The organism is Streptomyces sp. NPDC046862 (genome assembly GCF_040704615.1).
Classification (GTDB): domain Bacteria; phylum Actinomycetota; class Actinomycetes; order Streptomycetales; family Streptomycetaceae; genus Streptomyces.
On record NZ_JBEYXP010000070.1, the window covers coordinates 1 to 25,566 of the forward strand.

23 protein-coding genes, 1 tRNA gene and 1 pseudogene are annotated in these 25,566 nt (G+C 70.4%); 17 read left to right on the plus strand and 8 right to left on the minus strand.

The window, feature by feature from the left end:
- Positions 1-78: 78 nt before the first annotated feature.
- The 3 genes from AB0959_RS46650 to AB0959_RS46660 are packed head-to-tail and all read right to left on the minus strand — an operon-like array spanning position 79 to position 1,353.
- Entirely contained in the window at positions 79-471 is a 393-nt protein-coding gene (locus tag AB0959_RS46650; protein WP_366833015.1) for a hypothetical protein, read from the minus strand.
- On the minus strand, positions 471-899 hold the full coding sequence (locus AB0959_RS46655; RefSeq protein WP_366833016.1) for an ATP-binding protein: 429 nt from the start codon (positions 897-899) through the stop codon (positions 471-473). Before AB0959_RS46655 ends, AB0959_RS46650 begins: the two co-directional genes overlap by 1 nt.
- Positions 900-945: 46 nt before the next feature.
- Positions 946-1,353 carry an NUDIX hydrolase gene (locus AB0959_RS46660; RefSeq protein ID WP_366833045.1) on the minus strand — a complete coding sequence of 136 codons (408 nt, stop codon included), beginning with the start codon at positions 1,351-1,353 and terminating at the stop codon, positions 946-948.
- Between the two features lie 107 nt (positions 1,354-1,460).
- On the opposite strand from AB0959_RS46660, the gene AB0959_RS46665 reads away from it, so the two are divergent.
- Positions 1,461-2,249, plus strand: coding sequence for a GntR family transcriptional regulator (locus AB0959_RS46665; protein ID WP_366833017.1), 789 nt, complete (start codon positions 1,461-1,463; stop codon positions 2,247-2,249).
- Between the two features lie 25 nt (positions 2,250-2,274).
- Here the strand turns inward: AB0959_RS46665 and AB0959_RS46670 are convergent, their stop codons facing one another.
- Positions 2,275-2,643, minus strand: coding sequence for a hypothetical protein (locus tag AB0959_RS46670; RefSeq protein WP_366833018.1), 369 nt, complete (start codon positions 2,641-2,643; stop codon positions 2,275-2,277).
- A 193-nt stretch (positions 2,644-2,836) separates the two neighbouring features.
- Here AB0959_RS46670 and AB0959_RS46675 point away from each other — a divergent pair, with 193 nt between their 5' ends.
- From AB0959_RS46675 to AB0959_RS46715, 9 genes and pseudogenes are all read left to right on the plus strand, one after another.
- The gene (locus tag AB0959_RS46675; protein WP_366833019.1) at positions 2,837-3,193 is read left to right on the plus strand and encodes a hypothetical protein; all 357 of its coding nucleotides are present in this window, start codon (positions 2,837-2,839) and stop codon (positions 3,191-3,193) included.
- A pseudogene (locus tag AB0959_RS46680) lies at positions 3,193-4,570 on the plus strand (FtsK/SpoIIIE domain-containing protein). The gene AB0959_RS46675 and the pseudogene AB0959_RS46680 overlap by 1 nt, the downstream one beginning before the upstream one ends.
- 88 nt (positions 4,571-4,658) lie before the next feature.
- Positions 4,659-5,300 carry a DUF2637 domain-containing protein gene (locus AB0959_RS46685; RefSeq protein ID WP_366833020.1) on the plus strand — a complete coding sequence of 214 codons (642 nt, stop codon included), beginning with the start codon at positions 4,659-4,661 and terminating at the stop codon, positions 5,298-5,300.
- Positions 5,301-5,311: 11 nt separating this feature from the next.
- On the plus strand, positions 5,312-5,503 hold the full coding sequence (locus AB0959_RS46690; protein ID WP_366833021.1) for a mobile element transfer protein: 192 nt from the start codon (positions 5,312-5,314) through the stop codon (positions 5,501-5,503).
- A 15-nt stretch (positions 5,504-5,518) separates the two neighbouring features.
- The gene (locus AB0959_RS46695) at positions 5,519-5,713 is read left to right on the plus strand and encodes a hypothetical protein (protein ID WP_366833023.1); all 195 of its coding nucleotides are present in this window, start codon (positions 5,519-5,521) and stop codon (positions 5,711-5,713) included.
- Positions 5,714-5,738: 25 nt separating this feature from the next.
- A complete protein-coding gene (locus tag AB0959_RS46700; protein WP_366833024.1) occupies positions 5,739-5,981 on the plus strand; it encodes a SpdD protein in 243 nt (80 codons plus the stop codon).
- Between the two features lie 159 nt (positions 5,982-6,140).
- On the plus strand, positions 6,141-7,445 hold the full coding sequence (locus AB0959_RS46705) for a replication initiator (protein ID WP_366833046.1): 1,305 nt from the start codon (positions 6,141-6,143) through the stop codon (positions 7,443-7,445).
- On the plus strand, positions 7,438-7,620 hold the full coding sequence (locus tag AB0959_RS46710) for a helix-turn-helix domain-containing protein (RefSeq protein WP_366833025.1): 183 nt from the start codon (positions 7,438-7,440) through the stop codon (positions 7,618-7,620). Before AB0959_RS46705 ends, AB0959_RS46710 begins: the two co-directional genes overlap by 8 nt.
- On the plus strand, positions 7,620-8,771 hold the full coding sequence (locus AB0959_RS46715; protein WP_366833026.1) for a site-specific integrase: 1,152 nt from the start codon (positions 7,620-7,622) through the stop codon (positions 8,769-8,771). The genes AB0959_RS46710 and AB0959_RS46715 overlap by 1 nt, the downstream gene beginning before the upstream one ends.
- 68 nt (positions 8,772-8,839) lie before the next feature.
- On the opposite strand, the gene AB0959_RS46720 is transcribed toward AB0959_RS46715, so the two are convergent.
- Together AB0959_RS46720 and AB0959_RS46725 are read right to left on the minus strand one after the other, a co-directional pair.
- Positions 8,840-8,915 (minus strand) — tRNA-Arg (locus AB0959_RS46720).
- An 84-nt stretch (positions 8,916-8,999) separates the two neighbouring features.
- The gene (locus tag AB0959_RS46725; protein ID WP_366833027.1) at positions 9,000-9,755 is read right to left on the minus strand and encodes a TetR/AcrR family transcriptional regulator; all 756 of its coding nucleotides are present in this window, start codon (positions 9,753-9,755) and stop codon (positions 9,000-9,002) included.
- Between the two features lie 446 nt (positions 9,756-10,201).
- Here AB0959_RS46725 and AB0959_RS46730 point away from each other — a divergent pair, with 446 nt between their 5' ends.
- The gene (locus tag AB0959_RS46730) at positions 10,202-11,677 is read left to right on the plus strand and encodes a serine hydrolase domain-containing protein (RefSeq protein WP_366833028.1); all 1,476 of its coding nucleotides are present in this window, start codon (positions 10,202-10,204) and stop codon (positions 11,675-11,677) included.
- 342 nt (positions 11,678-12,019) lie between these two features.
- On the opposite strand, the gene AB0959_RS46735 is transcribed toward AB0959_RS46730, so the two are convergent.
- Positions 12,020-13,918 carry an acyl-CoA dehydrogenase gene (locus AB0959_RS46735; protein WP_366833029.1) on the minus strand — a complete coding sequence of 633 codons (1,899 nt, stop codon included), beginning with the start codon at positions 13,916-13,918 and terminating at the stop codon, positions 12,020-12,022.
- A gap of 321 nt (positions 13,919-14,239) precedes the next feature.
- Here AB0959_RS46735 and AB0959_RS46740 point away from each other — a divergent pair, with 321 nt between their 5' ends.
- From AB0959_RS46740 to AB0959_RS46750, 3 genes are all read left to right on the plus strand, one after another.
- The gene (locus AB0959_RS46740; RefSeq protein ID WP_366833030.1) at positions 14,240-14,932 is read left to right on the plus strand and encodes a ScbR family autoregulator-binding transcription factor; all 693 of its coding nucleotides are present in this window, start codon (positions 14,240-14,242) and stop codon (positions 14,930-14,932) included.
- A gap of 761 nt (positions 14,933-15,693) precedes the next feature.
- Positions 15,694-16,926 (plus strand): cytochrome P450, encoded by a 1,233-nt coding sequence (locus AB0959_RS46745; RefSeq protein ID WP_366833031.1) that lies wholly within the window; start codon positions 15,694-15,696, stop codon positions 16,924-16,926.
- A gap of 166 nt (positions 16,927-17,092) precedes the next feature.
- Entirely contained in the window at positions 17,093-17,728 is a 636-nt protein-coding gene (locus AB0959_RS46750; RefSeq protein ID WP_366833032.1) for a ScbR family autoregulator-binding transcription factor, read from the plus strand.
- Positions 17,729-18,126: 398 nt separating this feature from the next.
- Here AB0959_RS46750 and AB0959_RS46755 read toward each other — a convergent pair whose 3' ends face one another.
- Positions 18,127-18,819 (minus strand): ScbR family autoregulator-binding transcription factor, encoded by a 693-nt coding sequence (locus AB0959_RS46755; RefSeq protein WP_366833033.1) that lies wholly within the window; start codon positions 18,817-18,819, stop codon positions 18,127-18,129.
- Between the two features lie 523 nt (positions 18,820-19,342).
- On the opposite strand from AB0959_RS46755, the gene AB0959_RS46760 reads away from it, so the two are divergent.
- The 3 genes from AB0959_RS46760 (at position 19,343) to AB0959_RS46770 (ending at position 25,537) form a co-directional block, all read left to right on the plus strand.
- Complete coding sequence (locus tag AB0959_RS46760) at positions 19,343-20,497, plus strand: hypothetical protein (RefSeq protein ID WP_366833034.1); 1,155 nt, start codon at positions 19,343-19,345, stop codon at positions 20,495-20,497.
- Between the two features lie 361 nt (positions 20,498-20,858).
- Positions 20,859-21,671, plus strand: a complete 813-nt coding sequence (locus tag AB0959_RS46765) for an alpha/beta fold hydrolase (RefSeq protein ID WP_366833035.1) — start codon at positions 20,859-20,861, stop codon at positions 21,669-21,671.
- Entirely contained in the window at positions 21,668-25,537 is a 3,870-nt protein-coding gene (locus tag AB0959_RS46770; RefSeq protein ID WP_366833036.1) for an SDR family NAD(P)-dependent oxidoreductase, read from the plus strand. The genes AB0959_RS46765 and AB0959_RS46770 overlap by 4 nt, the downstream gene beginning before the upstream one ends.
- The last annotated feature ends 29 nt before the right edge of the window (positions 25,538-25,566 follow it).

Genomic DNA, 25,566 nt, shown 5'->3' on the forward strand with positions numbered 1-25,566 from the left:
CCACACGCCGCAACGACGTGCACAGAAAAGCCGATCACGGCCCCCGTCAACCATCAGCTGGGATCGAACTGTCAAGCATCACCCGGGATCGGACACGGTCTGCTGGGGCTTGAAGTCATGTGCGCAGGCTGGCAGTTCGGCGCCCTGACGGTGTGCGAGTGGCAGGAAGAGCACTGGCCGGATCGTCCACGTGATGCGGGTGTTGTCGTGGCTGATCGTCACGGTGCTTGGCTCGGAGCGTAGGAGGGCCCGCCTCGTGTCCGCGCGGCCTTCGTACAGCCAGGTCCATGCCTCGTCGCAGGCGTCGGCGTCCAGTGCCGGTGTGATGGTCCTGAGTGCGACTGCGACCCACCTGTCTGCCTGGGGCGCCGCGTACGCGTCGAACGATCCGTGGAGGGTCGGCTGCTCGGTCGTGTCGGTGAGGTCTTGGGTCCAGCACTCGCACCAGTAGCCCCAGCGTGGCTTGTCCATCAGCACGGGCGGTCTCCTGGGCGGGTGTTCGCGAAGAGCTCCGCGGTGACCGTGTAGCCGCCGTGGGTGGCGTGGACGACGACTCGGTGGGCGAGTGCGGTGACCATGCTCAGTCCCCGGCCGTGCTCGGCGTCCTGGTCCTGGTGCTCGACCTTGGGGGCGGTGCCGTTGCCGCCGTCGTCAGTGACCGACAGAGCAACCGCCTGCGGGGAGACCGCCAGGGCCAGGTGGAAGCTGCCGCGTTCCATGCCGCTGGCGGTGTGGAGGATCGCGTTCGCGCTGAGCTCGCTCACGATCAGCTCGGCGTCGTCGGCGAGTGGTGATCCGCGCAGGATGTCTCTCGTCCAGCGGCGGGCCCGGCTGACCTCTTCGGGAAATCCTGGGCAAGTGATTCCCCAGACCCGGGCGGTGCTCGTATACTCGTGCATACAAGTTCCTTCGTGCTGGTAGGCCGCCATGTGCAGCGGGTTCGGGCTAGACGAGTTTCACGCCGTTGTGGGCGCGGATGGCCGGCGGGGATGCCGCGTCCAATGCGTCCAGGACGCGGATCGCGTATGCCTCGTCGGCGAGTTCGATGACTTCTTCGCGGGTGGCCCAGCGCAGTGCGCGGGTCTCGTCCCCGGTGGTGGGGGTGCCGTCGGCGGCCTGGCAGCGGAAGACCAGGGAGACGATCAGGCCCTTCATGTTCTTGTAGACGCCGGTCAGGGTCGCTGGAAGTGCGATCTTGATGCCGGTCTCTTCGAGAACTTCGCGCTGGAGGGCCTCGGGGATGGTTTCCTCGCGTTCGAGGACTCCGCCCGGTGGTTCCCAGTGGCCGTTGTCGCGACGTTTGATCAAGAGGGCGCGTTCCTGGTCGTCGACGATGACTCCGGCGACGCTCACGGAGTGCGGACGGTCGGTGCTCACGTTCCTCTGCCCTCTCGGCTGGCTAGGCTCTCCACCGTAGCAACAACGAATGCCCACTCGTCTAGATATCTAAAGGAGTACATGTGTCCTCCCTTTCTTCCGGCCTCCTCGGCGATCTCGACCCCACGAGTGATCGTGCGGTCTTTCGGCAGATCGCTGATCAGCTGCGCGAGGCCATCGACCGTGGGCGGTTCAAGGAGGGCGAAAAGCTGCCCTCGGAGGCTGAGCTCGTCGATCACTACGGGGTTTCCCGTATGACGGTCCGAAACTCCTTCTCCGTCCTCCAAGGGGAAGGGCTCGTGCTTGCCGAGCACGGCAAGGGTGTGTTCGTGCGACCACGGCCGCCTGTGCGGCGACTCGCCTCCGACCGGTTCGCCCGGCGGCACCGGGACCAGGGCAAGTCCGCGTTCATCGTGGAGGCGGACGCTGCGGGAAGTCATCCGCAGGTGGACAGCCTGGAGGTCAAGGAAGAGAAGGCCAGTCAGGATGTCTCCGCGCGGCTCGGGTCCGTTCGGCGGGTGCTGGCTCGTCGGCGGCGGTATCTGCTGGACGGGCGGCCGGTGGAGTTCGCCACCTCGTATCTACCGCTCGACATCGCGCGGGGGACTCCCATCGCCGAGCCCAACCCCGGGCCCGGCGGCATCTACGCCCGGCTGGAAGAACTGGGGCACCGCCTCGACCACTTCGAGGAGGAGATCCGGGCCCGGATGCCCTCGCCCGATGAGGTCAGGACGCTGCGGCTCGCGTCCGGCGTCCCCGTGATCCACCTGATCCGGACGGCGTACGACACCGAGGGGCGGGCCGTGGAGGTGTGCGACACGGTGATGGCTGCGGACGCGTATGTGCTGTCGTACCAGCTCCCGGCGATGTGATCACATGGCCAGGAGAGGGCTGACCTTAGCGAGCTGGCTGGTGCGTGTGCTCGGGGGCGGGTGGCTCGAACATGGAGCTGATGTTGTTCCACATGAAGTCTTCTCGCCAGTCCGATGTGCCGGCTGCCCAGCCGAGCAGCGCTCGGAGCACCTTCTCCTGCGAGACGGTTTGTGTCTGGTAGTGCTCCGCAGCAACGCCGTCCCGGTATTCCAGTTGGTACGTGTTGTTCTCGCGCAACAAGACCTGGATGTACCAGTCACCTGCGAGGTCCTCGTCTTGGCGTTCGAGGACCATGTGCTCGTTGTCGCGTCTCAGGTTGGCGAGCATGGTGCCTATCGCAGGCTTCGAAGGGCGCTTCACGGTGTGACCTCGGGCGTTCGTGGCAATCAGCATGCCCAGATCCTGCCGGACGGGTCTGACAGTCAAGTGCCCCGAGGGCGGTGCGCGGGGACGCTTCCGAACTCGTACACCCCAACAGGGCTACTCGTATAGACGAGTGGGCAAGTGGTGTGGCAAGGTGGTCGTCGTTCCCGGAGGTCGGGTTCGAACGCTGCATCTTGTATAGACGAGTAGATAGGAAGAAGCCTTGCGCACCATCCGTGTGGAGACCTCGGCCGCGACGATCCTGCTGACCGAGGCGCCCGAGCCCAAGGTCCGTGACCGGCAGACCGGCGAGATCGCCAAGGACGCTGTCAGCGGCGAAGCGCTGATGACGATCGGCGTCGTTCACATTGAGGAAGGGGAGTCGTCGCTGTTCAAGGTCACCGTCCCGGAGAGCGGTGTCTCCGAGGGGCTCGCCCTCGGGGCGCCCATTTCGCTGCCGGGGTTGGTTGCCCGGCCGTGGGAGAGCGTGTTCAACGGGCAGCAGCGCCACGGCATCGCCTTCCGCGCCGCCGCCGTCACCCCGGCTGCCTTCCCGGCCGCCATCGGAGCCACGGCCTGATGACCGACCTGACAACGCTCCTGGAGGAAGGTGGTCCTGTCGCCGCGCTCGGCGGCGGGGCTGCCTACGCCCGGGCCAAACACCCGGGCGTTTACTGGTCCACGGTCGGCCTGCCGATATCCACCGCCAGGCTGCTCAGCTCGTACGGCTCGGTCATGGAGGCCTGCGGCCTGACCGTGGCTCCGTCCCGGCTGCGGGTCCTCGCGGTCAAGGCCACCACCCGGCGGGAGGTCCGGCCAGTGCCTCCGCGTCGGGGCGTCATCCGGCCCACCTCGACCGGGCTGCGGCTCCGTCTGCGGCTCGCTCCTGGGCAGGAGCCCGCTGACGTCGCGGCTTCGGCGGAACGGCTGCGGCACGCGTGGGGCGTTCACGCCGTGTACGTCTCGACCGTCAAAGCCGGGTGTGGTGGAGCTGCGGCTGGTCGGCTTCGACGTGCTGCGGCGGGTACGGATGCCCCGCAAGATCGAAACCGGGTTCCTCAAGGTGCCCGTGGCTCTGCGGGAGGGCGCCACGCCCTTCGTACGTGACTACCGCACCATCCCGCACCAACTCACCCTTGGCGCAACGCTGTCCGGCAAGTCCATGTACCTGCGCCACCTGATCGCTGGACTTGCCCGTCAGTCGGTCGCCCTGGTCGGGATCGACTGCAAGCGGGGGGTGGAGCTGGCACCGTTCGCGTCCCGGCTGTCGGCGCTGGCGACCGATCCGGAGCAGGCGGCCGAGCTGCTGCCCGTGCTCGTGAAGGAAATGGAGGACCGCTACGACCTGATCAAGGCCCGACAGGGCATCGCCCCGGACACCCCGGACGAGGAGATCACCTCCGACATCTGGGGACTGCCCGAGAGCGAACGGCCCACTCCCGTCGTGCTGTTCGTCGACGAGGTGGCCGAACTCTTCCTCGTCGCGACGAAGAAGGAAGAAGAGCGGCGGGACGAGATGGTCACCCAGCTCATCCGGCTCGCCCAGCTCGGCCGAGCCGCCGGGATCTACCTGGAGGTGTGCGGGCAGCGCTTCGGTGCCGAGCTCGGCAAGGGTGCCACCATGCTGCGAGCTCAGTTGACCGGCCGGGTCTGCCACCGCGTGAACGATGAAGCCTCCGCCAAGATGGCGCTCGGCGACATCGCACCCGAAGCGGTTGCGGCAGCCTGCGCCATCGCTCCCGAACGGCCTGGCCTGGCTGTCGCCGGTGACACCTCCGGTGGCTGGTCCCGTATCCGGACGCCGTACCTCTCCCTTGGCGACGCCGCCGAGCTCTGCCGCGAGTCCGCACACCTGTTGCCTGACCTGGCCGCGCTCAAGCCCTTCCGGCCCGACGTGCCCGTACGGCCGGTCGAGACCCCGGCCCCGGTCGTCGAGCCGCGCCCGGTGACCGACTGACCCTCGTTCCCGCCCAAGACCGGTCGGCGTGACCGTCTCGCGCCAACTCCCTACCCCTGCCATGCCTGAACCCGGAAGGAGCCGCATCATGCGCGCCCAACTGGCCCGCGTTGACGCGGTGCTCATCCAAGCGGTCATCGCCGCCGCGCTGTCCTTCGCCCACCTCCACGACATCGCCATGGCGGCCGGACAGGACGGGTGGAAAGCCTGGGCCTATCCCGTCTCGGTCGACCTGCTGCTCGTCGCTGCCTGGCGTCGACTGCAGTCCGGGGAGGCGAAAGCGGCCGGGTGGTGCTGGTTCGTCATCGCCCTCGCCGCTTCCCTCGGGGCGAACGTCGCCACCGCCGGCCTTCTCGACCTGGGCGACGTACCGGCCTGGCTGCGCATCCTCGTCGCCGGATGGCCCGCCGTTGCCTTCCTCGGCGGAACGCTCCTCGCCCACTCCGCGCCGACCACGGCTAACCCTGACGCCGAACCCGGTGAGGACATCGACGGCCAGGAGGACGAGCCCGAACCCTTGCCTCCAGAGGAACTGCCCACGCGACCGGCCGTCATTGAGTCGCCGCCCGAGCGACCCGCCATGCCCGTTCCGGCTGCCTTGGTCGAGCACGCCCGCAAGGTTGCCGCCGAGCACCACACCCGCACCGGAACACCCATCGACACCCCGACTCTCCGTGCTCGCCTCGGCGTCCCCGCGCCCATGGCCGAAGCCATCGCCACCCACCTCTGAAGGGAGCACCCGTGACCGCCCATCGCCGCTTCCGCTCCGTCACCCGCATCGGCCCGGTTCAGGTCGGCACGTCCTACGACAGCCGTGGCCGTGAGAAGCACACCGCCGCCTGCACGGCCCCGCGCTGCGGCTTCTCCGCCGACTACGACAGCCGCGCCGCCGCCGAACTGGCCGCCCGTACCCACCGCTGCCCCGTTCGCTGAAGGGACCTGCCCCACATGACCGTCAGCCTGCCCCTCGTCGTCGTCCTCGGCTTCTTCGCCTGGGGAGCGGTCAAGTTCCTCGGCGTCCGTACCTGGATCGTCGTTCTGATCGCGCTCTTCGGCTTCTGGCTCTCGCACACCTTCATGGCCCCCGCCATTGAGTCCGGCACGCGCTCCGGCGTGGACGTCATAAACAGCCAACACGCCTAGACGAGTAGATAAGAAGGGTCCTGCTGTGTTCCTGCCCAAGTACCCCGACAACCCCACCCCGGCGTCCGTGCAAACCCACAGCCCGGCTGATCCGGCGCCCGTGCGGAGCTCTCTGCCGCAGGTCTCCGTCAGTAGTGGAGCGGTCGCGGCCGTCGTCGTGGGTGGTGTCGTCCTCACCGCGCTCCTGGCCGCCGTCGCCGTCTCGGCCATCTCCGTGGCCATCGCCGCCGTGGTCCTGCGCTCCCTCCTGCGCGACCAGCGGCGCTGAACGGCGCCTTACTCCCGGGGCGGCCCGATACCGCCAAGCATCCGCCGCCCCGGGAGCTCTTCCCTCTCGACCGAGCCCAGTCAGAAGGAGACAGCCATCTTCACCGGCACCACCCCGCCCCCGCTCCCGGAACTCGCCAAGCTGGCCCAGCACGGCACCCTGCCGGGTATCCTCCGCCAGCTCTCGGGGCTCGGCGGCTGCACCAACCCCATCCGGCTCGACGGCCACCGCACCGAGTACGACGTCGACACCCGTACTGGCGAGATCGGCCGCGTCCTCCAGCACCTCGACTCCAGCGACCTCCCGAGCGGACAGCTCCTCGTCCGCTGCAACAACCGCCGTACAACCCGCTGCGCGGCCTGCGCGGAGGTCTACCGGCGCGACACCCTCCAGCTGATCACGTCCGGCCTGCGCGGCGGCAAGGGCGTCCCGGAACAGGTGGGCGCACACCCGCGCGTCTTCGCCACCTTCACCGCGCCGAGCTTCGGCCCGGTTCACAACCGCCCCACCGGCCCGGCCGGAACCATCCGCCCGTGCCGCTGCGGCATCCGCCACGACCAGGAGGACGCCCTACTCGGAACACCGCTCGATCCGGACAACTACGACTACGAAGCGGCCGTTCTCTGGAACGCCCACGCCGGTCCGCTCTGGCGGCGTTTCTCGACCTACCTGCGCCGAGAGGTCGCCAAGCGTGCGGGTCTGTCACAGCGACGGTTCCGCGAGCACGCCCGGGTGTCGTTCGCCAAGGTCGCCGAGTACCAGAAGCGCGGCGCCGTCCACTTCCACGCCGTCATTCGCATCGACGGCCCGACCGGTGGTGACACCTCGCCCCCGGCCTGGGCGACCGCCGAGCTGCTCACCGACGCCATCGGCACCGCTGCTGCCAGGGTCCAGGTGGATGGCCCGGTCATCGACGGACGCGCCCACGCCTTCGGCTTCGGCGGTCAGCTCGATGTCCGCACGATCCGCTCGGCCGACTTCAACGGCGGCCAGGAACTCACCGAACGGGCCGTCGCCGCGTACATCGCCAAGTACGCCACCAAGGGCGCCGAGACAGCCACGGGAGCCCTCGACCGACCGCTCAAGTTCGCCGCCGAGCTCGCCCAGCTCGACATCAGCGACCACGCCCGCCGCCTGATCCGAACCGCCTGGGCCCTCGGCGCACGCAAGGAACTGGAAGAGCTCCGGCTCCGGGCCTGGGCTCACATGCTCGGCTTCCGAGGCCACTTCTCCACCAAGTCCCGTCGCTACTCCACCACCCTCGGTGCCCTCCGCGACGCCCGCGCCGAATGGCGCCGCGCCCAAGCGGCTGCCGCAGCAGCAACGGACGAGCGCGCCACCGACACGACGTACGTCCTCGCCCACTGGGTCTTCGCCGGAACCGGCCTGTCCGACACCGAGACCTGGATTGCCGCATCCCTCGAACCCGCCCCTGGAACGGAAGGAGAGCCAACCCATGCATGACGACGAGTTGTTGACCGTGCCCGACGTCATGAAGCGGCTGAAGCTCGGCCGGTCCACGGTCTACGACCTGATCCGCTCTCGTCGCCTGCCCTCGATCACCATCGGTCGGTGCCGTCGCATCCCGGCGCGGGCTGTCCGCGAGTACATCACCCACGAACTGAAGGTGGCTGCCTGATGGCCCAGCAACGCAAGCGGAACCCTAACGGTGCTGGCACCATCACCAAGCGCAAGGACGGCCGCTATCAGTGCGCGGTCTACGTGCTCCAGCCGGACGGTACCCGGGCCCGCAAGTTCGCCTACGGCAAGACCTGGGCCGAGTGCGACATCAAGCGCCGCGAGCTGCTCGCCAAGGTCGACCAGGGCGTGCCCGTACCCACCAAGTCCGCCAAGCTCTCCGAATGGCTGCCGTACTGGCTGGACAACGTCATCAAGCCCGGGCGGAAGCTCAGCACCTTCGACAAGTACGAGGCGCACGTCCGGCTCTACCTCGTGCGTCTGCTCGGCGCCAAGCGGCTGGAATCCCTCGGCGTCGCCGACGTTCGCCGCTTCCTCGTCCGCCTGGAGAAGGAGACCACTGCCGCAACCGCCAAGGAATCGCACCGAGTTCTGCGCTCGGCGCTGTCCTCGGCCTGCCGCGAGGAACTGATCACACGGAACGTGGCCAAGCTCGTCGAGCCACCCCGCACCGACAACCGCGAGCTGACGCCATGGACTCTCGACGAGACGCTCGACTTCCTCGCTGCCTCACGAAGGGACCCGCTCTACGCGGCCTTCGTCCTCGCCATCGCCATGGGCCTCCGACGGGGAGAGATCGTCGGTCTCCGGTGGTCGGACGTCGACCTCGACAACCGCGTCCTCTACGTGCGTCAGCAGATGCAACGGCGCCGTGGGGTCCTGTATGACGACGACCCCAAGAGCCGCCGACGCCGTGCCGTATCTCTGCCCGCCCTCTGCATCGCGCCCCTCCGCTGGCACCGGATGCGGCAGTCCGCTGCACGAGTCAAGGCGGGGGAGCGGTGGCAGGAGTCGGCCTACGTCTTCACCACTCGCACCGGCCGCCCGGTCGAGCCGCGCAACCTGTACCGCTCTTTCACCCGCGTCGCCCAGTCCGCTGGCCTCCGCGTGATCCGGCTGCACGACGCCCGGCACGGCACCGCCACCCTCCTCACGGCGGCCGGAGTCGCGCCCCGCGTGGTGATGGAGATCCTCGGGCACAGTCAGATCAGCATCACGATGGACGTGTACACGCACGTCGTGCAGGACACGCAGCGTGAGGCCATGAGCCACATGGACCGGCTGCTCAGGAGGCGCCCCGGTCGTCAGTGACCGTGCCCGTTGATGTCAAAGGTGGATGTCAAAGGCCCCGGACCATGATCGGTCCGGGGCCTTTTGGCTGGTGCCCCCGGCAGGATTCGAACCTGCGACACCCGCTTTAGGAGAGCGGTGCTCTATCCCCTGAGCTACGAAGGCGGGGTTCGGCTGTGGTGTGGCGGCCGACCTGTGACAGCGTAGCGGATGGGGTGTGGGGTGGTCGCGCGGGTTGAGGATGGACGGTCAGGGGAGGCGGGTCTGGAGGCCGTCGAGGACGCGGTCCAGGCCGTACTGGAAGCCCTCCTCGCGGGCCGCGCGGGGGTCCTTGCCGCGTTGTTCCGCGTAGCCCTCGCGCAGGTGGGGGTAGGACTGGGCCGCCTGTTCCGCGGCCGGCCAGACGCGTTCCATCCACTGCTGTTCGTTCTGTCCGCTGCGGGACAGGACCGTCAGCCAGGCCGCCTCGCTGGTCGCCATGCCCGTGACGTAGGCGATGAGCGTCGCCACGGCCGGGTCGGCCTCGTCCGCGGGGAAGCCCGCCTTGGTGAAGACGCCGAGCATGCCCTCCGCCAGGCGCATCCAGTTCGGGCCCAGGTACGACATGCCCATCTCGCCGAGGACCGAGGCGATCCACGGGTGGCGCAGCATCGTGGCGCGCAGGCTGTGGGCGCAGCGGGACGCGTCCTCGCGCCAGTGTGAGGGGTCCGCGGTCTCGGGCACCTCGATCTCGCCGTAGATCTCGTCCACGGCCAACTCGATGAGCTCGTCCTTGTTGGCCACGTGGCGGTAGAGCGAGGTCGCTCCCGCACCGAGGCGGTTGCCCAGCTTGCGCATGCTGAGGGCGTCGATGCCCTCCGAGTCGAGCAGGCGCAGTGCCTCGGCGACGATCTGTTCCCTGCTGAGCGCCGGCTGCTCCCGTCCGCCCCGTGGACGCGTCCACACGGACGGGATCGCCTGCGGCTGGGAGGGGGGCGTGGGTGTGGGTGTGGATGCGGGTGCCATCTGGGGTTCTCCTCCTCCTCGGCCGTCCGGAGTGGCTGTGTTGACTGAGGGCGACTGGAACGCGTCATGCGGCAGGAGGCGTGAGTCAGGCGTGGTGCGTGGCTGTCATGCGTCCTGCTTGTGCGCGTTTCTCCGCGCGCGTTCGTCTGTCCAGTCGCTGCAGTCGATCACCGGGCGGTGTCCTGTCGCAAGCGTAGCGCACAGCATGCGCATCTGCGTACGGGGCGATAGTGACGCGTACGGTGTTCGCGTTCAGGGAGTGGTGTACGCCCTGCCTGGTCTTCGTCAGGGCGTTGCCGCAAGGTGGCCTACCAGTGCTCTGTCCGTGGCTGAGAGTTGCCTGTTGCGCACGATGCGTTGACATGCGTACAGTGTTCGCGTCTTGAGCACGTTGTACGCAGGGTGCGGTACGGGTGTACCGCACCGCCGTCGCCGATGGAGGGGTCATGCCGCAGATGCAGAAGGAGCTGGAGAACGGGCAGGTCAGCTGGGACGACCAGGGAAACTGGGAGGCCAGCGGCGGTTGGGGTGCCGCGGACTCCAAGAAGAGGAGCTTCTATCGAGGCCACTGGCAGTCCCGGCTCGACCGGTTGCGCGAGGCACATCATGTGCCCGGCGCCTCCCTGGCCGTCCTCGCCCGGGGCCATGTGCACGAGCTGGCCAGCGGCGTGCTGCACCGCGGTACCGGAGTGGAGGCGACCAGCGACTCCGTCTTCCAGCTGGGCTCGCTCGCCAAGATCTACACGGCCAGCCTCGTCATGCAGCTCGTCGACGAAGGCCGGCTCGACCTCGACGCGCCCGTGAAGAACGTCCTGCCCGACTTCGCCGTGGGGGACCCCGAGGCGACCGAGACGATCACCACTCGTCAGCTGCTCTCCCACACCAGCGGGCTCACCTGCGACTTCACCTACGACTCCGGGCGCGGTGACGACTGCCTCGCCCGCTATGTCGAGGCCGCCAAGGACGTCGGGCTCGACTGCCCCACCGGCACGGCGGTCTCGTACAGCAGCCTCGGGTACAACGTGCTCGGCCGCATCGTCGAGGTCCTCACCGGGCTCACGTGGGACGAGGCCCTCAAGGAGCGGCTGCTCACGCCGCTCGGGCTCACGGGAACCATGACCCTGCCCGAGGAGGCGCTCGCGCACCGTACGGCGATGGGGCACCTCGGGGATCTCGGCCAGGAGCCCGATCCGGCGCCCGCCTGGGATCTGATGCCGCGCTCGGCGGGGCCGTACGGGCGGGTGCTGGCGACGGCCGGGGATGTCGTACGACTCGCCCAGATGCACCTCGACGGCGGGCTCGCCGCGGACGGGACACGCCTGCTCACTCCCGCGAGCGTGCGCGCGATGCAGCGGCGCGAGGTCGACGTGCCCGACAAGTGGACCGTCAGCGCGGACGGGTGGGGGCTGGGGTGGACCCTCTACGACTGGTTCGGCACCCCGGGCTTCGGGCACGACGGTGCCTCGATCGGACAGTACGGGTTCCTGCGGGTGGTGCCCGAGGCGGGTGTCGTCCTGGTTCTGCTCACCAACGGTGGTGACGCGCGCCGGCTGTACGAGGACCTGTTCGGAGAGCTGCTGCGCGACCTCGCCGGAGTGCGGATGCCGGAGCCGTTCGGGCCGCCCGCGCAGCCGCCGGTGGTGGACGTCGCGCCGCTGGTCGGCACCTACAAGAGGGAGGGCGTGCTCATCACCGTCACCGAGCGGGACGGCCAGGGGCATCTGGTGTACGAGTTCGTCGACGGGATGAAGGACTTCTCGCCGCCCCTGGAGATGGACCTCGTGCCCGTCGCGCCGAACGTGTTCGCGGGGGCCGGCTCCGGGGCGTACAGCGCCGACTGGATGCCCGTGGTCTTCTCCACGCTCGTCGACGGCACCGGGTGCGTGTACATCGGGATGCGGGCCGCGCCGAAGGTGGCCTGAGCGGGAGTGGGAGCGGAGCGGGAGCGGGGGCGGGACGGGAGCGGGAGCTGACGAGGGCGGTAGACGCAGTGCGGGTGGCACGGGCAGCGGGGTGCGGCACGCGCGGTGGGGAGTGGTGGAGGAAGGAGGGACAGCAACCGGGCAGGGTGACCAGAGTGACGTGAGCGACCAGAGTGACGTGAGCGACGAGAGTGACGTGAGCGACGAGAGTGATGTGAGCGACGAGAGGGTCCGTCCAGGTGTGAGCTGGACGGGCCCTCCCGTCGTTCGACTACCGTCGTTCCGTGCCGGATGGGCGTACCCCGTCCGCCGGTGACCGGCGTCCGGTGCGCCCTGGGTGGCTCAGCACGACGCCCCCACCAGTTCCTCCTCCCTCTCCATGGTGCGGGCGATGGACCCGCCGCTGGCGATCGGGATGGCGGAGAGCATCTCGGCCGGGAAGTCGAAGGCGTCGACCAGGGTCAGCATGTGCGGGGCGAGGTCGGCGACGACCGCGTCCAGGGCCGGCGGCAGGGCACGCACCTGGTCCGGAGTGAGGTGGCCCTCGGCGAGCAGGTCGCCGGTGTGTTCGCGGATCTGGCGCAGGAGGAACAGGCGGCACAGGGAGCGGAGGAGGAAGCGGGCCTGGGGGTCGACGGCCCGTTCGGCGGCGGAGGCGAACGCGTTCGCGGCCTGGAGGCGGGCGTGGGCGGAGACCATCTCCAGGGCGGCGGCCGAGGTGACGTTCCAGCGGCCGACCGGGTCGCCGGACGGGCCCTCGCGCAGGGCCGTACGGGCCCGGGCCTGCCAGATCGACTCGACCTGGGCGAGCAGTCCCTGGAGGAAGGGCAGGTCCGTGAGGTCCCCGGGCGGCAGGGTGTCCGGCTTCGCCGACTGGTGGCCGAAGACCATCTCGGAGGCGGCCTTCACCCAGATCACCAGGTTGTCGCCCTCCGCGGTGATGCCGCCCTCGATGTTCGCCGACAGGTCCGAGATGCCGTTGGCGGGGAACAGGCCCTGCGCGCCGCAGCGTTCGCGGCACTCGGTGGTGATCGCCCGCGCCTGCCAGGTGATCCAGCCCTTGGCGACCGCCGAGAGCCGCTCGACCTCCTCCCGGTCCTCCTCGGTGTGCTCGGCGAACCGGTCCACCACGGTGCGGTGCAGGAACGTCATCGCGTACGCCGTCGCCAGCCCGTCGAGCAGACGGCTGTGGTGGCTGCGGTGAGCGGCGATGGGCATGCGCTCGCCCGACTTGGGGCCCGCGATGAGGCGGCTGTGGGCGTAGCGGACCGCGATGGTGAGTGCGGCGCGGGTCATGCCCAGGGTGCCGGCGCTCATGCACAGCTTGCCCATGGTGACGCGGTTGATCGAGCGCAGGAACCGCTTGCGCTTGTTGCCGAGGCTGCTGGTCAGCGTGCCTTCGTGGTCGAGGCGGCCGTGCTCGGCCTCCAGGAGTGCCTCGCGCGGCAGCCACTTGTGGTCGAAGGAGGTGAGGGAGTGGTCGACCGGGGTGCCGGTGCGCTCCGGAAGCCGGCGGACCTTCACTCCGGGCAGATGACCGGTGTGGTCGCTGAGCGGCGTGAGGAAGAGGAAGACGCCCTGGTCCTCGTTGTCCACGATGAGCCGGGCGGCGACGACCGCGGTCTTCGGGCCGCCGGTCAGGCTGGTGTTGGGCATGAACTTCTGCGCGCCGGGTGTCGGGGTGTGGAGGTAGAAGCCGCCGCTCGTACGGTCGAATATCGCGACGGTCTCCATCGCGGCCACGTCGTTGCCGTGCTCCAGCTCCGTGCACAGAAACGTTCCTGTGCGCTGGAGCGAGGTGAAGGCGGACAGGTCGCGCCCCTCGCGGTCGTGGTCGACGAGGCTGCCGAGGAACAGGTTGTAGTGGATGCTCGCGAGGGTGGTCAGCCCTCCGTCCACCGGTCCGATCCACTCGTGCAGCGCTGCCAGCCGGTGCGGGTCCGCGGCGAAGTGCTCCGGGTCGTCGAGGCATTTGTTGAGGAGGCGCAGCCGGTCGTACGACAGTGAGGCCCGCTCGGTCGGGGACAGGCCCGGCCGGTACGCGAACTCGGGGCCGGAGATCATCCCGCGCCAGGTGCCGTGCGAGCGCTCGCGGCGCGCGCCCTCGAAGAGGAGGTGCGTCAGTTCGCCGGCGACCGGGTGTCCCGTGGCGCAAGGTGCCTGGTCGGACGGGACCTGGTCGGACGGGGCGGTCTGGTCAAGAACTTCCGTCCACAAGGCCTCGGACGTCATCACAGTCATCGAGCTTCCCCCTGGTGTGGGACCGGATAGGTGTGAACCACGGCCATGAATATACGTACCAACCGGTTTTCTTTTCAAGGCCTTTCTCTCATGCAACTCACGTCATTGCCTGTTCTTGGTGGATGATTTGCCCTGTATGGGCGTTTTGGAGGGGCTGAACGGGAGGGTTGAAAAACCGTTCGGCTGGTTTTATTCTGCTGGAGCAGCGACTGAGTGCGCGGGTTTACGTTCCGCGTCACCGCCCTGCGGCAGCGCCGCTGTTAGGGTGCGAACCGTTCGGTCTCTTTTTCCCGCGGCGGCGGGTTGGTACGGAGGGTGCTTGTGGCACGGCAAGAGCGGGCCATCCGGACGCGGCAGGCGATCCTGTACGCCGCGGCCGAGGTGTTCGACGAGGTCGGATACGAGGCGGCGACGATCTCCGACGTACTGAAGAGGTCGGGGGTCACCAAGGGTGCCCTCTACTTCCACTTCACATCCAAGGAGGAGCTCGCCCAGGCGGTCCTGGCCGAGCAGGTCGCCTCACTCCCGCGCGTCCCGGAGCGGGAGCTGAAGCTGCAGCAGTCGCTGGACGAGGCACTGTTGCTGGCGTACCTGCTGAGGAAGGACACCGGTGACCCGATCGTCCAGGGCAGCGTGCGTCTGACGGTGGACCAGGGGTCGCCCAAGGACCACCTCAACCGGCGGGTGCCGATGCAGGCCTGGACCGAGCACACCGAGGCCATCTTCGAAGAGGCCAAGCAGAAGGGCGAGATACTGCCCCACGCCGATGTCGCCGCGCTCGCGAAGCTGTTCGTCGGCGCGTTCACCGGCGTCCAGGTCCTGTCCCGGATCATGACCGGGCGGGCGGACCTGGCCGAGCGGGTGGCCGACCTCTACCGCCACCTGATGCCGTCCGTCGCCGTACCGGGAATCCTGGTCCGCCTGGACTTCTCGCCGCAGCGCGGGCCCCAGGTGTACGAAGAGGCGGTGCGGCAGCGTGAGTTGGAGGCGGCGGTGGCGGGCGCGGGGGAGTGACGCGCGGTAGCTGGACGGGCTTGCGGGAGTGAGGCTGTAGGGGACTTCTGCTGGTGGGGCCCCTGAGGGTGGAGCCTGCCGGTGGTTCGCCGGTCGAGCGCCCTGAGGTCCTCGGGTCGTCCGACCTGAGGTTCGCCGGGGGTTCGCCCCGAGGTCCCTGGTGGTTCGCCGGGGTGCGCCCGGGCCCTCCGGGACATCTCCCGGCGAGCGGAAATCCCTCCGGAAACACCCTCGGTGAACCGACGGGCGCGGCGCGGTGGGAACGCCTCCGGTGGGCCGACCGTTCGCTGGAAGGCGGGCGCGCGCCGGGGCCGTAGGTGAAACGTCACGGCGCGCACCGCTGTACGACTGTACGACGCGGGGAGCGCCTCCGGCGGGACCCGTACGGCGGCCGGGAGTTCCCGACGGGTCGCCGGCCGGTGGTCGGAAGCGCCCATGCTGGGGCCCCGACCGGCGGTCGGAACAGTGACCTTGACGTGCACCGGCCAACAATGCGGGAGGCTTGGCCTCGACGGGCGGCGCCCCGCAGCCGGACAGAGTGACCCTGGCGGATCGCCCGCCGGTGGTCGGAGCGGTGGCCCTTACGGGCGGCTCCGGCCGGCGGTGGTGTGCGCGCCGGGTGTGTGTGGGGGGAGTCGTGGGAGCGGCTTCCAACGGGAGGGGGATCCGCGTCTCCTCTGTGTGCGATGAGTTCCACGTGGGTGCCGTCCGGTGCCCACGCTCAGTGCCGAACGGAATGACCAACCGAACGGAGTGCACGGATGGACATGACTGCGTGCCCGTACGCCCTCGACGTGACCGGGCGTGACCTGGCGGGCGAGACCGCGAAACTGCGGGCGCAGGGACCGGCCGTCGAGGTGGAGTTGCCGGGCGGAGTGTGCGCCTGGGCCGTCGTACGGCAGAAGTACGTCAAGCAACTCCTCACGGACGGGCGGGTGTCGAAGGACGCGAGACGTCACTGGCCCGACTTCGTGGCGGGCCGCATAGGTGAGGACTGGCCGCTGTATCCGTGGGTGGCCAACGAGAACATGCTCTTCGCGTACGGGGAGAGCCACGCGCGGCTGCGCCGGCTGGTCGCGGCCGCCTTCACCGCACGGCGCACGGAGGCCCTGCGGCCCCGCGTGGAGCAGCTCACCGAGCAGCTGCTCGACGAGCTGGCCGCCGTCCCGGACGGTGAACGGGTCGACCTGCGGGCCCGCTTCGCCAAGGTCCTGCCCATGCGGGTGATCTGTGAGCTGTTCGGTGTCGCCGAGGGGGCGCGCGAACCGCTGTGCGCGGACCTGGACGTGGTGTTCGGGACCTCCGTGTCCGGAGAGGAGATGGCCGCCGCGCAGGTGAGGGTCTTCGGGATGCTGGCCGAACTGGTCGCGGAGAAGAGAGCGAGACCCGGCGACGACCTGACGTCCGCGCTGATCGGCGTCCACGACAGCGACGACGGCCGGCTCACCGAGCAGGAACTCCTCGGCACTCTCTACCTGATGATCGCCGCCGGTCAGGAGACCACCTGCACCCTCATCACCAACGCCATCGCCGCCGTGTGCGCCCACCCGGAGCAGCGCGCGCACGTGGTCGAGGGCCGCGCGGACTGGTCGGACGTGGTGTCCGAGACGCTGCGCACGCACGCCCCCGCCGCGTACTCGCCGATGCGGTTCGCCGTCGAGGACATCGACCTGGACGGCACACACATAGAGAAGGGCGACCCGATCCTGGTCTCCTTCGCCGGTGCGGCCTCCGACCCCGGGGCGTACGGGGACGACGTCGGTGTGTTCGACGTGCTGCGGCCCGGCCGGCGGGATGACCTGGGCTTCGGATTCGGGGTCCACCGCTGCCTGGGCGCGCCGCTCGCCAAGCTGGAGGCGACCTCCGCTCTGGCAGCGCTCTTCACCAGATTTCCGGATCTGGAGTCCGTACTTCCGGCGGACGGGTTGGAGCCGATGCCGTCCTTCATCGTGAACGGGCATGCCGCCCTGCCCGTAGTGCTTCAGCCGAACTGACCTGGGTTTTCCGCCAGTTCCTACGGAACCCCACGGTCTTGGGACTGTGGGGTTCCGTTTTTTGGGCACCATGAGGGTCTCGGGGACATCAGTACACCTTCTCCCTAGAAACCGCGTGTGCGGTTTGTTATGCTTCCTCGAACCCCGAGCAGTAACGGAGCGCCCGATGGCCAAGCAGGAACGTGCGGTACGAACGCGCAACGCCTTGATCGAGTCCGCCGCCGAGCTCTTCACCCGGGACGGCTTCGAAGTGGTCTCGCTGTCGACGATCAGTGCCAGAGCCGGGGTCAGCAACGGAGCGCTGCACTTCCACTTCGCCAGCAAGGCCGCCCTCGCCACGGCCGTGCGCGAGGCGGCGGCACAGCACTTCGCGCGCATCACCTCCGCCGATCCGCCGCCGCCGCCGCGGGGCGGGGGGTCGCTGCAGACGCTCGTTGACACGAGCCACGCGCTGCTGCGATGTCTCAGCCGTGACGTCATCCTGCGCGCCGGGTTCGACCTCAGTGACAGCGCGGAGGGGGCCGGCGAGGGCGAGGACCTGTTCGAGCTGTGGAGCGCGTGGGTCGAGGACGCCGTCGCCCGGTCCGCCCGGGAGGGGCTGCTCGCCGACGTGGCGCCCCGGGACCTCGTGACCACGGTGGTCGGCGCGACCGTCGGCTTCGCCGCGCTCGGCGGCCACGACGTGCACTGGCTCTCCCGCACCACACTCACCCGTTTCTGGTCGCTGCTCCTGCCGCGCGTCGCCTCGCCGCACGCACAGCCGGGACTGGTGGCGGCGGGTCGGTGGGCGGAGGCGAGCTGACACGGGTCGGTGCGGTCGGCTGCGGCGTGGCGCCGCGCCGGGCACCGTGTGGGAATCACCCGTGAGCCGCCCTGTCGCGTGAGCCGCTCTGTCGCGTGAGCCGTGTCTGGTGTGCGCCGTGTCTGACGTCAGCCGTCTGTTGCCCGAGCCGCCCGGTGCCCGCCGCGTGTCGCGTGAGCCGCCCCGGCACGTCCAGCCGTGTCTGACGTCAGCCGTCTGTTGCCCGAGCCGCCCGGTGCCTGAGCCGCGTATCGCGTGCGTCGTTTTGAACGAGTCCCGGCCGCGTGTCACGTGGAGTCCTCTCGACATGAGTCGCTTGTGAGGAGGGCCGGCGAAAACGCCGGCCCTCCTTCGTTCCTGTCGCCGCCGGTCCTCCCGCTGCGCGGTCCGCGCGCCGGTCACGGAGGCGCCGCCCCGGTCGCCTCCAACTCGGCCTGTACGACGCCCCCTTCGGTCTCTCGGCGTGTCGGCCGGATGCCGGTGCCGCCCGGGTCGAGGTCACCCAGGGCGTCCGGCGTGGCCAGACCGGGCAGCACCACCCGCCAGAAACCGGTGAGCGTCCGGTGCGAGAGCCACTCCGGGTCACGGCGGCCCAGTACCTCGAAGCCGATGGTCGCCGCGACGATCGCGGCCACCACGTCGGCCCGTGAGGCCCGACGGGTGATCAGCAGACCGTCGGCGGCGGCCTCGGCGAGCAGTTGCTCGACACAACCGCGCCATTCCTGGCGCAGGTTCAGCCCACCGCCGCTGACCGCCTCGCAGTTCAGCCGGAAGCCCGCGCGGGCCACGACATCGGTGCGCAGCAGTCCGGCCAGGGCGTGCGAGGCGTTCGCGAGCCGTTGCAGGGCGTTGGTGTCCGGGGGCTGGGCCAGCCAGGCCGCGCGGCGCAGACTCACCCCGGCCGTCGACTCGACCGTCCGGGCCACCGCCGCCTTGCTCTCGAAGTGGAAGTGCAGGGCCCCGGGGCTCACGCCGGCGCGGGCGCTGATGTCCGCCAGTTTCGCCTGGGCATAGCCGTGCAGCTCGAAGGCCTGGGCCGCGGAGCGGATGAGCGCGTGGCGGGTGCGGACCGCACGTTCCTGTTTTGTCACCGGGGGCTCCTCACTGAAGGCGAATTGAGCGATGGGCGAGCATTAGGAAACCAGCATAGCGGTTTGTTTTATCCCTCGCCAAGCCCACCCGGAGTGAGGTTCGAAGCAAAGAGCCTGTTCATCGCGTGTCGGCGGCTCGGTGGTGGCTTAGCTGCGATCAACTGCCCACCCGATGTCGTGCCAAAAAACCGGCATGGCCGTATGTTCTTCAGGGAAGGTCGTTCGCTGGTGATGCTCGGCGGGGCGGTCGGAGTGTTCGCCCGAGGTGGCCATGGCTCATCATTTGTGCAGGTCAAAGTGGTTGCAAGGGAGGTGGTCGGCTCTACGGTCCTCCCGGGCCCGGGTGTCCCCGGCGGCGCGGCGTCAAGGCTGTTCAGTACGCGGATTCGCCGAAGGGGTCGTAAAAAAACCAGGTGACTGGTATGTTTCATGCTCGAAGGTTGATGGGGCTCGCCACCTGACCCATGCGTGCCGTCGGCCGTCAGTCCGTGCTGGTAGTCACAGGGGGAGGAACCACCACGTCATGAACGTCCTCGACGCTTCTGCCGAACCGGCCGCCGACCTGGTGCTCGCCACCAGGGCCGTCACCGGGGCCGTCACCGGCACCGGCACCGCCACCAGGGCCGTCACCGGCACCGTCACCGGGACCGTCACCGGTGCCGTCACCGGTGCCGTCACCGGGACCGAGAAACCGCCGGCCAGGTCGACCGGGCCGACCGGGCCGACCGGAGAGCGCGCCAGCGTCGCCCTCGGCGCGCTGCTGGCCTCCGACTCCCCGCGGGTCGACGGCGAGAGTGACGCGCACGTCAAGGCCCTGGCCGAACTGGACGCCCCTCTCCCGCCGATCCTCGTGCACCGCGAAACCATGCGGGTCGTCGACGGAATGCACCGGCTGCGGGCGGCCCGGCTGCGCGGTGACGCGGAGATCGAGGTCGAGTTCTTCGACGGCTCCCAGGAGGACGCGTTCGCGCTGGCCGTCAAGCTGAACGTGACCCACGGACTGCCGCTGACCCAGGCGGACCGTACGGCGGCGGCGACCCGGATCCTCATGGCCCGCCCCTACTGGTCGGACCGGCGGATCGCGGCCACCACCGGACTCGCGGCCAGTACCGTCGCGGCCGTCCGGCGCCGTTCAACTGACCAGAACGAACAGTCGAACACCGCGCGGATGGGGCGTGACGGGCGGGTCCGCCCGCTGCACGCGGCGGAGGGCCGGTTACGCGCCAGCCAGGTGATCGCCGCCCACCCCGACGCCTCCCTGCGCGAGATCGCCGCCCGCGCCGGCATCGCCACCGCCACCGCGAAGGACGTACGCGACCGCATACGCGCCGGTCAGGACCCGGTGCCGAACCGGGCGCGGCCGGCGACGCGGGAGCAGGAAGCGGTGCAGGCTCCGATAGCCGTGCGGCGGCCCGCCGGCCGGCCCCCGACGCGTACGTCGGCCGCGGCGATCGCGCTGATGCTGCCGAACCTCCGCAAGGACCCGTCGCTGCGCACGGAGTCCGGGCGGCTGCTGCTGCAGATGCTGAGCCTCCACGCGATCGGCGACGAGGCGAAGTGGCGCCGCCTCGCACAGAGCGTCCCGGCCCACCGCGCCGGCACCCTCGCCCAGGCCGCGCGCCGCTGCGCGGACCACTGGCTCCGCCTGGCCCACGAGCTCGAGATGCGGTGCCCCTGAGCATGGAGCCCCTCCCCACCCTCCTGACCCTCTGCCGCAAGCGGCTGCACAACCGCCTGATCCGCCTGAGTCACCTGATCCGCCTGAGCACCCGTCTGAGCCACCTGATCCGCCTGGTCCGGCTGACCCGCCTGATCCGGCCGCGGCGACCGGGCGCCCCCGAGCCCCACGCGTCCGGCGGCACCGCCGGTCACCCGCACGGTCACCCGCACGGCCATCCGGGTCACCCCCGCACGGCCACCCGAGGCGGCGCCCCCACGGTCACCCGAGTCACCACTCGTCCCGCCACCCCTGTCACCACCCTCCCTGTCACCACCCTCCCTTTCACCACCCTTACCGAGAACTGCCCTGGAGGACCTGCATGACCGTCGACACCCTTGGCACCGTCGGCACCGTTGGAACCGTCGACCTGGTAGCCGAGACCCCTTACATCTGGCGGGCCCGGCGCGGCGACCACCGTCACCGGCTGATCTGCTTCCCGCACGCGGGTGCCGGCGCCGGTGCCTACGCCGAGTGGGCCGCGCTGCTGCCACCGGAGATAGAACTGGCGGCCGTCCAACTGCCCGGCCGCCAGAACCGCATCGCCGAGGACCCCGTCACCGAGGTCGCCCCTCTGGTCAGAGTGCTGACCCAGGCGCTGCGGCCCGTCATGGACGGACCGTTCTCCTTCTTCGGGCACTCCGGCGGCGCGATCCTCGCCTTCGAACTGGCCCGCGCCCTCAGGGACAAGGGCGGCCCCCAGCCGAGCCACCTCTTCCTGTCGGCCCAGTCCGCACCCGGACAGCGGGGCGCCATACAGCGGTTGCACCACCTCTCCGACGAGGAGCTGACCGCCGAGGTGGTCCGCCTCGGCGGTATCGAGCCGGAGATCGCCGAGGACGAGGACGTCATGGACGCCCTGCTGATGACCCTGCGCGCGGACTTCGAGCTCTGGGAGAACCACCACATCGAACCCGGCGCCCCCCTCGACGTCCCGATCACCGTCCTGAGCGGCGACACCGACCCCCGCGCCCCGCTGGACACGCTCGACGCCTGGCGCGAGCAGACCCGGGCGCGCTTCGAGACGCGGCTCCACCCGGGCGGCCACTTCTACTTCCTCGGCCAGGCGGCCGAACTGACCGGACACATCAGCCAGACACTGCTGGCGCCCCAGATGGCAGGGAGGACCTCATGACCACGTCCGGAGCGATCGACCCGGCCCTGATCGACGGGCTGGCCGCGGCCGCCCGCTCGGTCCCGGGGGTACGGGAGGCCGTCGCCGTGGTCCGCCAGGGCACCCGTACCGCCGTGTCCGACAGCCCCGAGGCACCGGCGCACGAAGCACCCGAGGCCGAGGCCGAGGCCGCGGCCGGGGCGGACGGCGGCGGCAAACCGTCCTCCCAGACCCACGGCGGGCCGGTGCGCATACCCGACGGCGCGGCCACCACCCTCCAGGAGGCGCTGCGCCAGGCCGCCGAACTCACCCCCGAGAAGGGCACCACCTTCCTGCGCCGGGGCAGCGAACCCGACCTGCAGACCTACCCGGAGCTGCTCGCCGAGGCCGAGCGGGTGCTCGCCGGCCTGCGGGCGGCCGGGCTGGAGCCGGGGGACGCCGCGCTGTTCCAGTTCGGTGACCACCGCGGCTACATGACCGCGTTCTGGGCCTGTGTGCTCGGCGGGTTCGTGCCGACACCGGTCGCGGTGGCGACGACGTACGCCGCGCACAACGAGGCCAACCGCAAGCTGCGCGGCGCCTGGAACCTGCTCGGGCACCCCGTGGTGCTCACCGACGCGGCCACCGCGCCCGCGCTGAGCGCGGTGCGCGACCTGTGGGGCGAGTCGACGGTGCGCATCCTGACCGTGGAGTCCCTGGCGGAGTACGACCGGGACACCGACTGGTACGCGACCACGCCCGACACCCCGGTGATCAACCTGCTCACCTCCGGCAGCACCGGCGTACCGAAGTGCGTCCAGCACACCAACGCCAGTGTCGCCCGGCGCAGTTGGGCCGTCGCGCAGGGGCGCGGCTACACGTCCGACGACGTCAGCCTGATCTGGATGCCGCTGGACCACGTCACGATGGTCTTCTACAACATCCGCGACATGTTCCTGCGGTGCAGCCACGTCAACGGTCGCATCGACGACTTCCTCGCCGATCCGCTGCTGTGGCTGGACTGGCTCCAGGAGTACGGGGCGACGAACACCTGGGCGCCGAACTTCGCCTTCGCGCTGATCAACGAGCACGCCGACGACATCGCCCGGCGCTCCTGGGACCTGTCCCACGTCAGGGAGTTCGCCAACGGCGGCGAGCCCGTCATCGCCGCCACCAGCCACCGTTTCCTCGAACTCCTCGCTCCGCACGGGCTGCCCGCGGACGCGATGGCGCCGGCCTGGGGCATGTCCGAGACCTGCTCGGGCGTCACGTACTCGACGCAGTCCCGCACCGACCGCACCGCCGGCACGCTGGTGGTCGCGCCCTCCTCCTTCGACGGCGACCTCCGCTTCCTCGACGGGCACGAGCGCGGCGGAAAGGACGCGGTGGCGTTCTCGACCGTCGGCGGGCCCCTGCCCGGCGTGACGATCCGGGTCGTCGACCCCGAGGGGAACGTGCTGCCTCAGGACCGGATCGGCGAGCTGCAGATCCGGGGCGTGACGATGATGCGCGGCTACCACGGCAACGCCGAGGCGAACCAGGCCGCGTTCGACGCCGAGGGCTGGTTCCGCACCGGGGACCTGGCGTTCGTGCACGACGGCGCGCTCGTCATCGCCGGGCGCAAGAAGGACCAGATCGTCGTCCGCGGCGCCAACTACATCGCGCACGAGCTGGAGAACGTGGTCGAGGAGGTCGAGGGCGTCCGCGTCACCTTCTCGGCCGCCGCCGGCGTCCGTGAACCGGGAGAGGGGTCGGATCGCCTGGTCGTGTTCTTCGTGCCGGTCAAGTGGGACGCCGAATCGCTCCGGCGCACCTGCCGGGACGTACGCACCCGGCTGGGCAGGGAAGCCGGGCTCGCCCCCGACCTGCTGGTCCCGGTCACCGAGGCGGAGTTCCCGAAGACCGCCAGCGGCAAGATCCAGCGGGCCGCGCTCGTCGCCGACCTCAGAGCCGGACGGTTCGCGGACCGCGTCGAGCGGGAGGCCGAGGAGGACGAGTCGGCGGACACCGGGTTCGTGGCCCGCCGGTGGGCGCGGCTCGACGCCGTGGACGGCGACGGGAGCGGCGGCGTACGGGTCGTCTTCGCCGAGGAGGAGCAGGTCGGCCGACTCGGGCTCGGCGGCGACCGGTTGGTGGTCGTCGGCCAGGGGGACGCGTACGTCCAGGAGGGGCCCGGGCGCTTCCGGGTCGTGCCCGGCGACGCCGAGCAGATCCGGCGCGTGCTCACCAGGGTCGCCGCGCGGTACGGGGCGATCGACTCCGTGGTGTACGGCTGGCCGCTGCCCGGCCCCGGCGACCCTGCCGATCCCGCCGGATCCGCCGATCCCGCCGGATCCGCCGATCCCGCCGTACGGCTCATCGAGGTCACCACGCGGTTCACCGCGCTCGTCCGGGCCCTGGAGGGCGACGAGTTCGGGCGGCCGCTGCTGCTCCTGCTCACCGAGGGCGCCGTGCACGTACGCCCCGGCGACCACGTCGACCTCGGCGTGTGCGCGCTGCCCGGGCTGGTGCGCACCGCCGTCAGTGAGCTGCCGCACCTCACCGTCCGCCAGCTCGACCTGCCCGCCGACCCCGTCAAGTGGGCGTCCGCGGTGCGCGGGGAACTCGCCGACCGCGCCCAGAGCGGTGTGGTCGCCGTCCGCGAGGGACTGCGCTGGCAGCCTCGCCTGCGGCCCGTGCCCGAGGAGGAGACCACCACCGGGGGAGCGCCCTTCGTACCCGGCGGGCTCTACCTGGTCACCGGCGGCCTCGGCGGCATCGCCCACGACCTCGCCGGCTATCTGCTCGCCGCCTACGGCGTCCGGCTGCTGCTGGTGGGCCGCTCCCCGGCCGAGGGCGAGAGGGCGGAGGCGCTCGCCGACCTCACCGCACTCGGGCAGGTGACGTACGAGCGGACCGACGTGGCCGATCCGCTGCGGCTCGGCGCGGCGGTGGCCGCCGCCGAGGAGCGCTACGGCCGCACCCTCGACGGGGTGCTCCACCTGGCCGCCGCCGACGTCAGCGACCAGTGGGCCAACCTGGAACGGCACACGCTGGCCCGCGAGACCGAGGCCGCCTTCAGCCGGCAGTACGCGGCGAAGGTGGCCGGCACCCTGGCGATCGCCGAGCTGCTGGAGAGCCGGCCGGGAGCCTCGCTCACCCTGTTCGGCTCGGTCAACGGCGAGTTCGGCGGGCACTCCTTCGGCGCGTACGCGGCGGCCAACACCTTCATGGTGGGCTTCGCCGACCACTGGCGTCACGAACGCGGCCGTGACGTGCGCTGCCTGGGGTGGAGCGTGTGGGAGAACACCGGCATGAACCGAGGGCAGTCCACGACGGCCGCCCGCCGCCGAGGATTCCGCTCCATCGACCCCGACGACGGACTGCGCGCCTTCCTGACGGCGAGCGCGCTGCCGCACCACTACCTGCTCATCGGCCTCGACCTCGACAACCCGGTGATCGTGGCCGAGTTGGCGACGGACGAGCTGAACGCCCGCGAGGTCCTCGTCGCCTACACGGCCGACGGCGCCGACCCCGACACCGTGCGCGCCGCGCTGGAGCCGGTGCTCGCCGAACTGTCCGTTCCCGTACGGCTGCTGGAGGTCGGCAGCATCCCGACGGACGCGGCGGGCGGGATCGACACCACCCAGCTGCTGCTGGACGCGGCACCGCAACCGACCGGCAGTGCACGGGAGTTCGAGGAACCGGTCGGTGACCTGGAACGGCAGATCGCCGACATCTGGTCGGAGGTGCTGGGCCGGCCCGCCGTCGGTCGCGGCGACTCCTTCTTCGACCTCGGCGGCAACTCCCTGCGGGCGACACGGCTGCTGGCCCGGATCGGCGACGAACTCACGGTGCGGCTCACCACGCACGAGCTGTACGAGAACCCGACGGTCGCCGGAATGGCGGCGGCCATCTCGTCGGGCTGATCCGACACCCCCGGCGGCCGTGAGGCCGC

Bases quoted from the DNA above. Each gene is read 5' to 3' on its own strand.
- AB0959_RS46655 (WP_366833016.1), bottom strand. From the start codon at position 899: ATGCACGAGTATACGAGCACCGCCCGGGTCTGGGGAATCACTTGCCCA.
- AB0959_RS46695 (WP_366833023.1), top strand. From the start codon at position 5,519: ATGACCGTCAGCCTGCCCCTCGTCGTCGTCCTCGGCTTCTTCGCCTGG.
- AB0959_RS46725 (WP_366833027.1), bottom strand. From the start codon at position 9,755: ATGGCACCCGCATCCACACCCACACCCACGCCCCCCTCCCAGCCGCAG.
- AB0959_RS46765 (WP_366833035.1), top strand. From the start codon at position 20,859: ATGACCGTCGACACCCTTGGCACCGTCGGCACCGTTGGAACCGTCGAC.
- AB0959_RS46670 (WP_366833018.1), bottom strand. From the start codon at position 2,643: ATGCTGATTGCCACGAACGCCCGAGGTCACACCGTGAAGCGCCCTTCG.
- AB0959_RS46715 (WP_366833026.1), top strand. From the start codon at position 7,620: ATGGCCCAGCAACGCAAGCGGAACCCTAACGGTGCTGGCACCATCACC.
- AB0959_RS46760 (WP_366833034.1), top strand. From the start codon at position 19,343: ATGAACGTCCTCGACGCTTCTGCCGAACCGGCCGCCGACCTGGTGCTC.
- AB0959_RS46730 (WP_366833028.1), top strand. From the start codon at position 10,202: ATGCCGCAGATGCAGAAGGAGCTGGAGAACGGGCAGGTCAGCTGGGAC.
- AB0959_RS46685 (WP_366833020.1), top strand. From the start codon at position 4,659: ATGCGCGCCCAACTGGCCCGCGTTGACGCGGTGCTCATCCAAGCGGTC.
- AB0959_RS46650 (WP_366833015.1), bottom strand. From the start codon at position 471: ATGGACAAGCCACGCTGGGGCTACTGGTGCGAGTGCTGGACCCAAGAC.
- AB0959_RS46750 (WP_366833032.1), top strand. From the start codon at position 17,093: ATGGCCAAGCAGGAACGTGCGGTACGAACGCGCAACGCCTTGATCGAG.
- AB0959_RS46745 (WP_366833031.1), top strand. From the start codon at position 15,694: ATGGACATGACTGCGTGCCCGTACGCCCTCGACGTGACCGGGCGTGAC.
- AB0959_RS46735 (WP_366833029.1), bottom strand. From the start codon at position 13,918: ATGACTGTGATGACGTCCGAGGCCTTGTGGACGGAAGTTCTTGACCAG.
- AB0959_RS46710 (WP_366833025.1), top strand. From the start codon at position 7,438: ATGCATGACGACGAGTTGTTGACCGTGCCCGACGTCATGAAGCGGCTG.
- AB0959_RS46770 (WP_366833036.1), top strand. From the start codon at position 21,668: ATGACCACGTCCGGAGCGATCGACCCGGCCCTGATCGACGGGCTGGCC.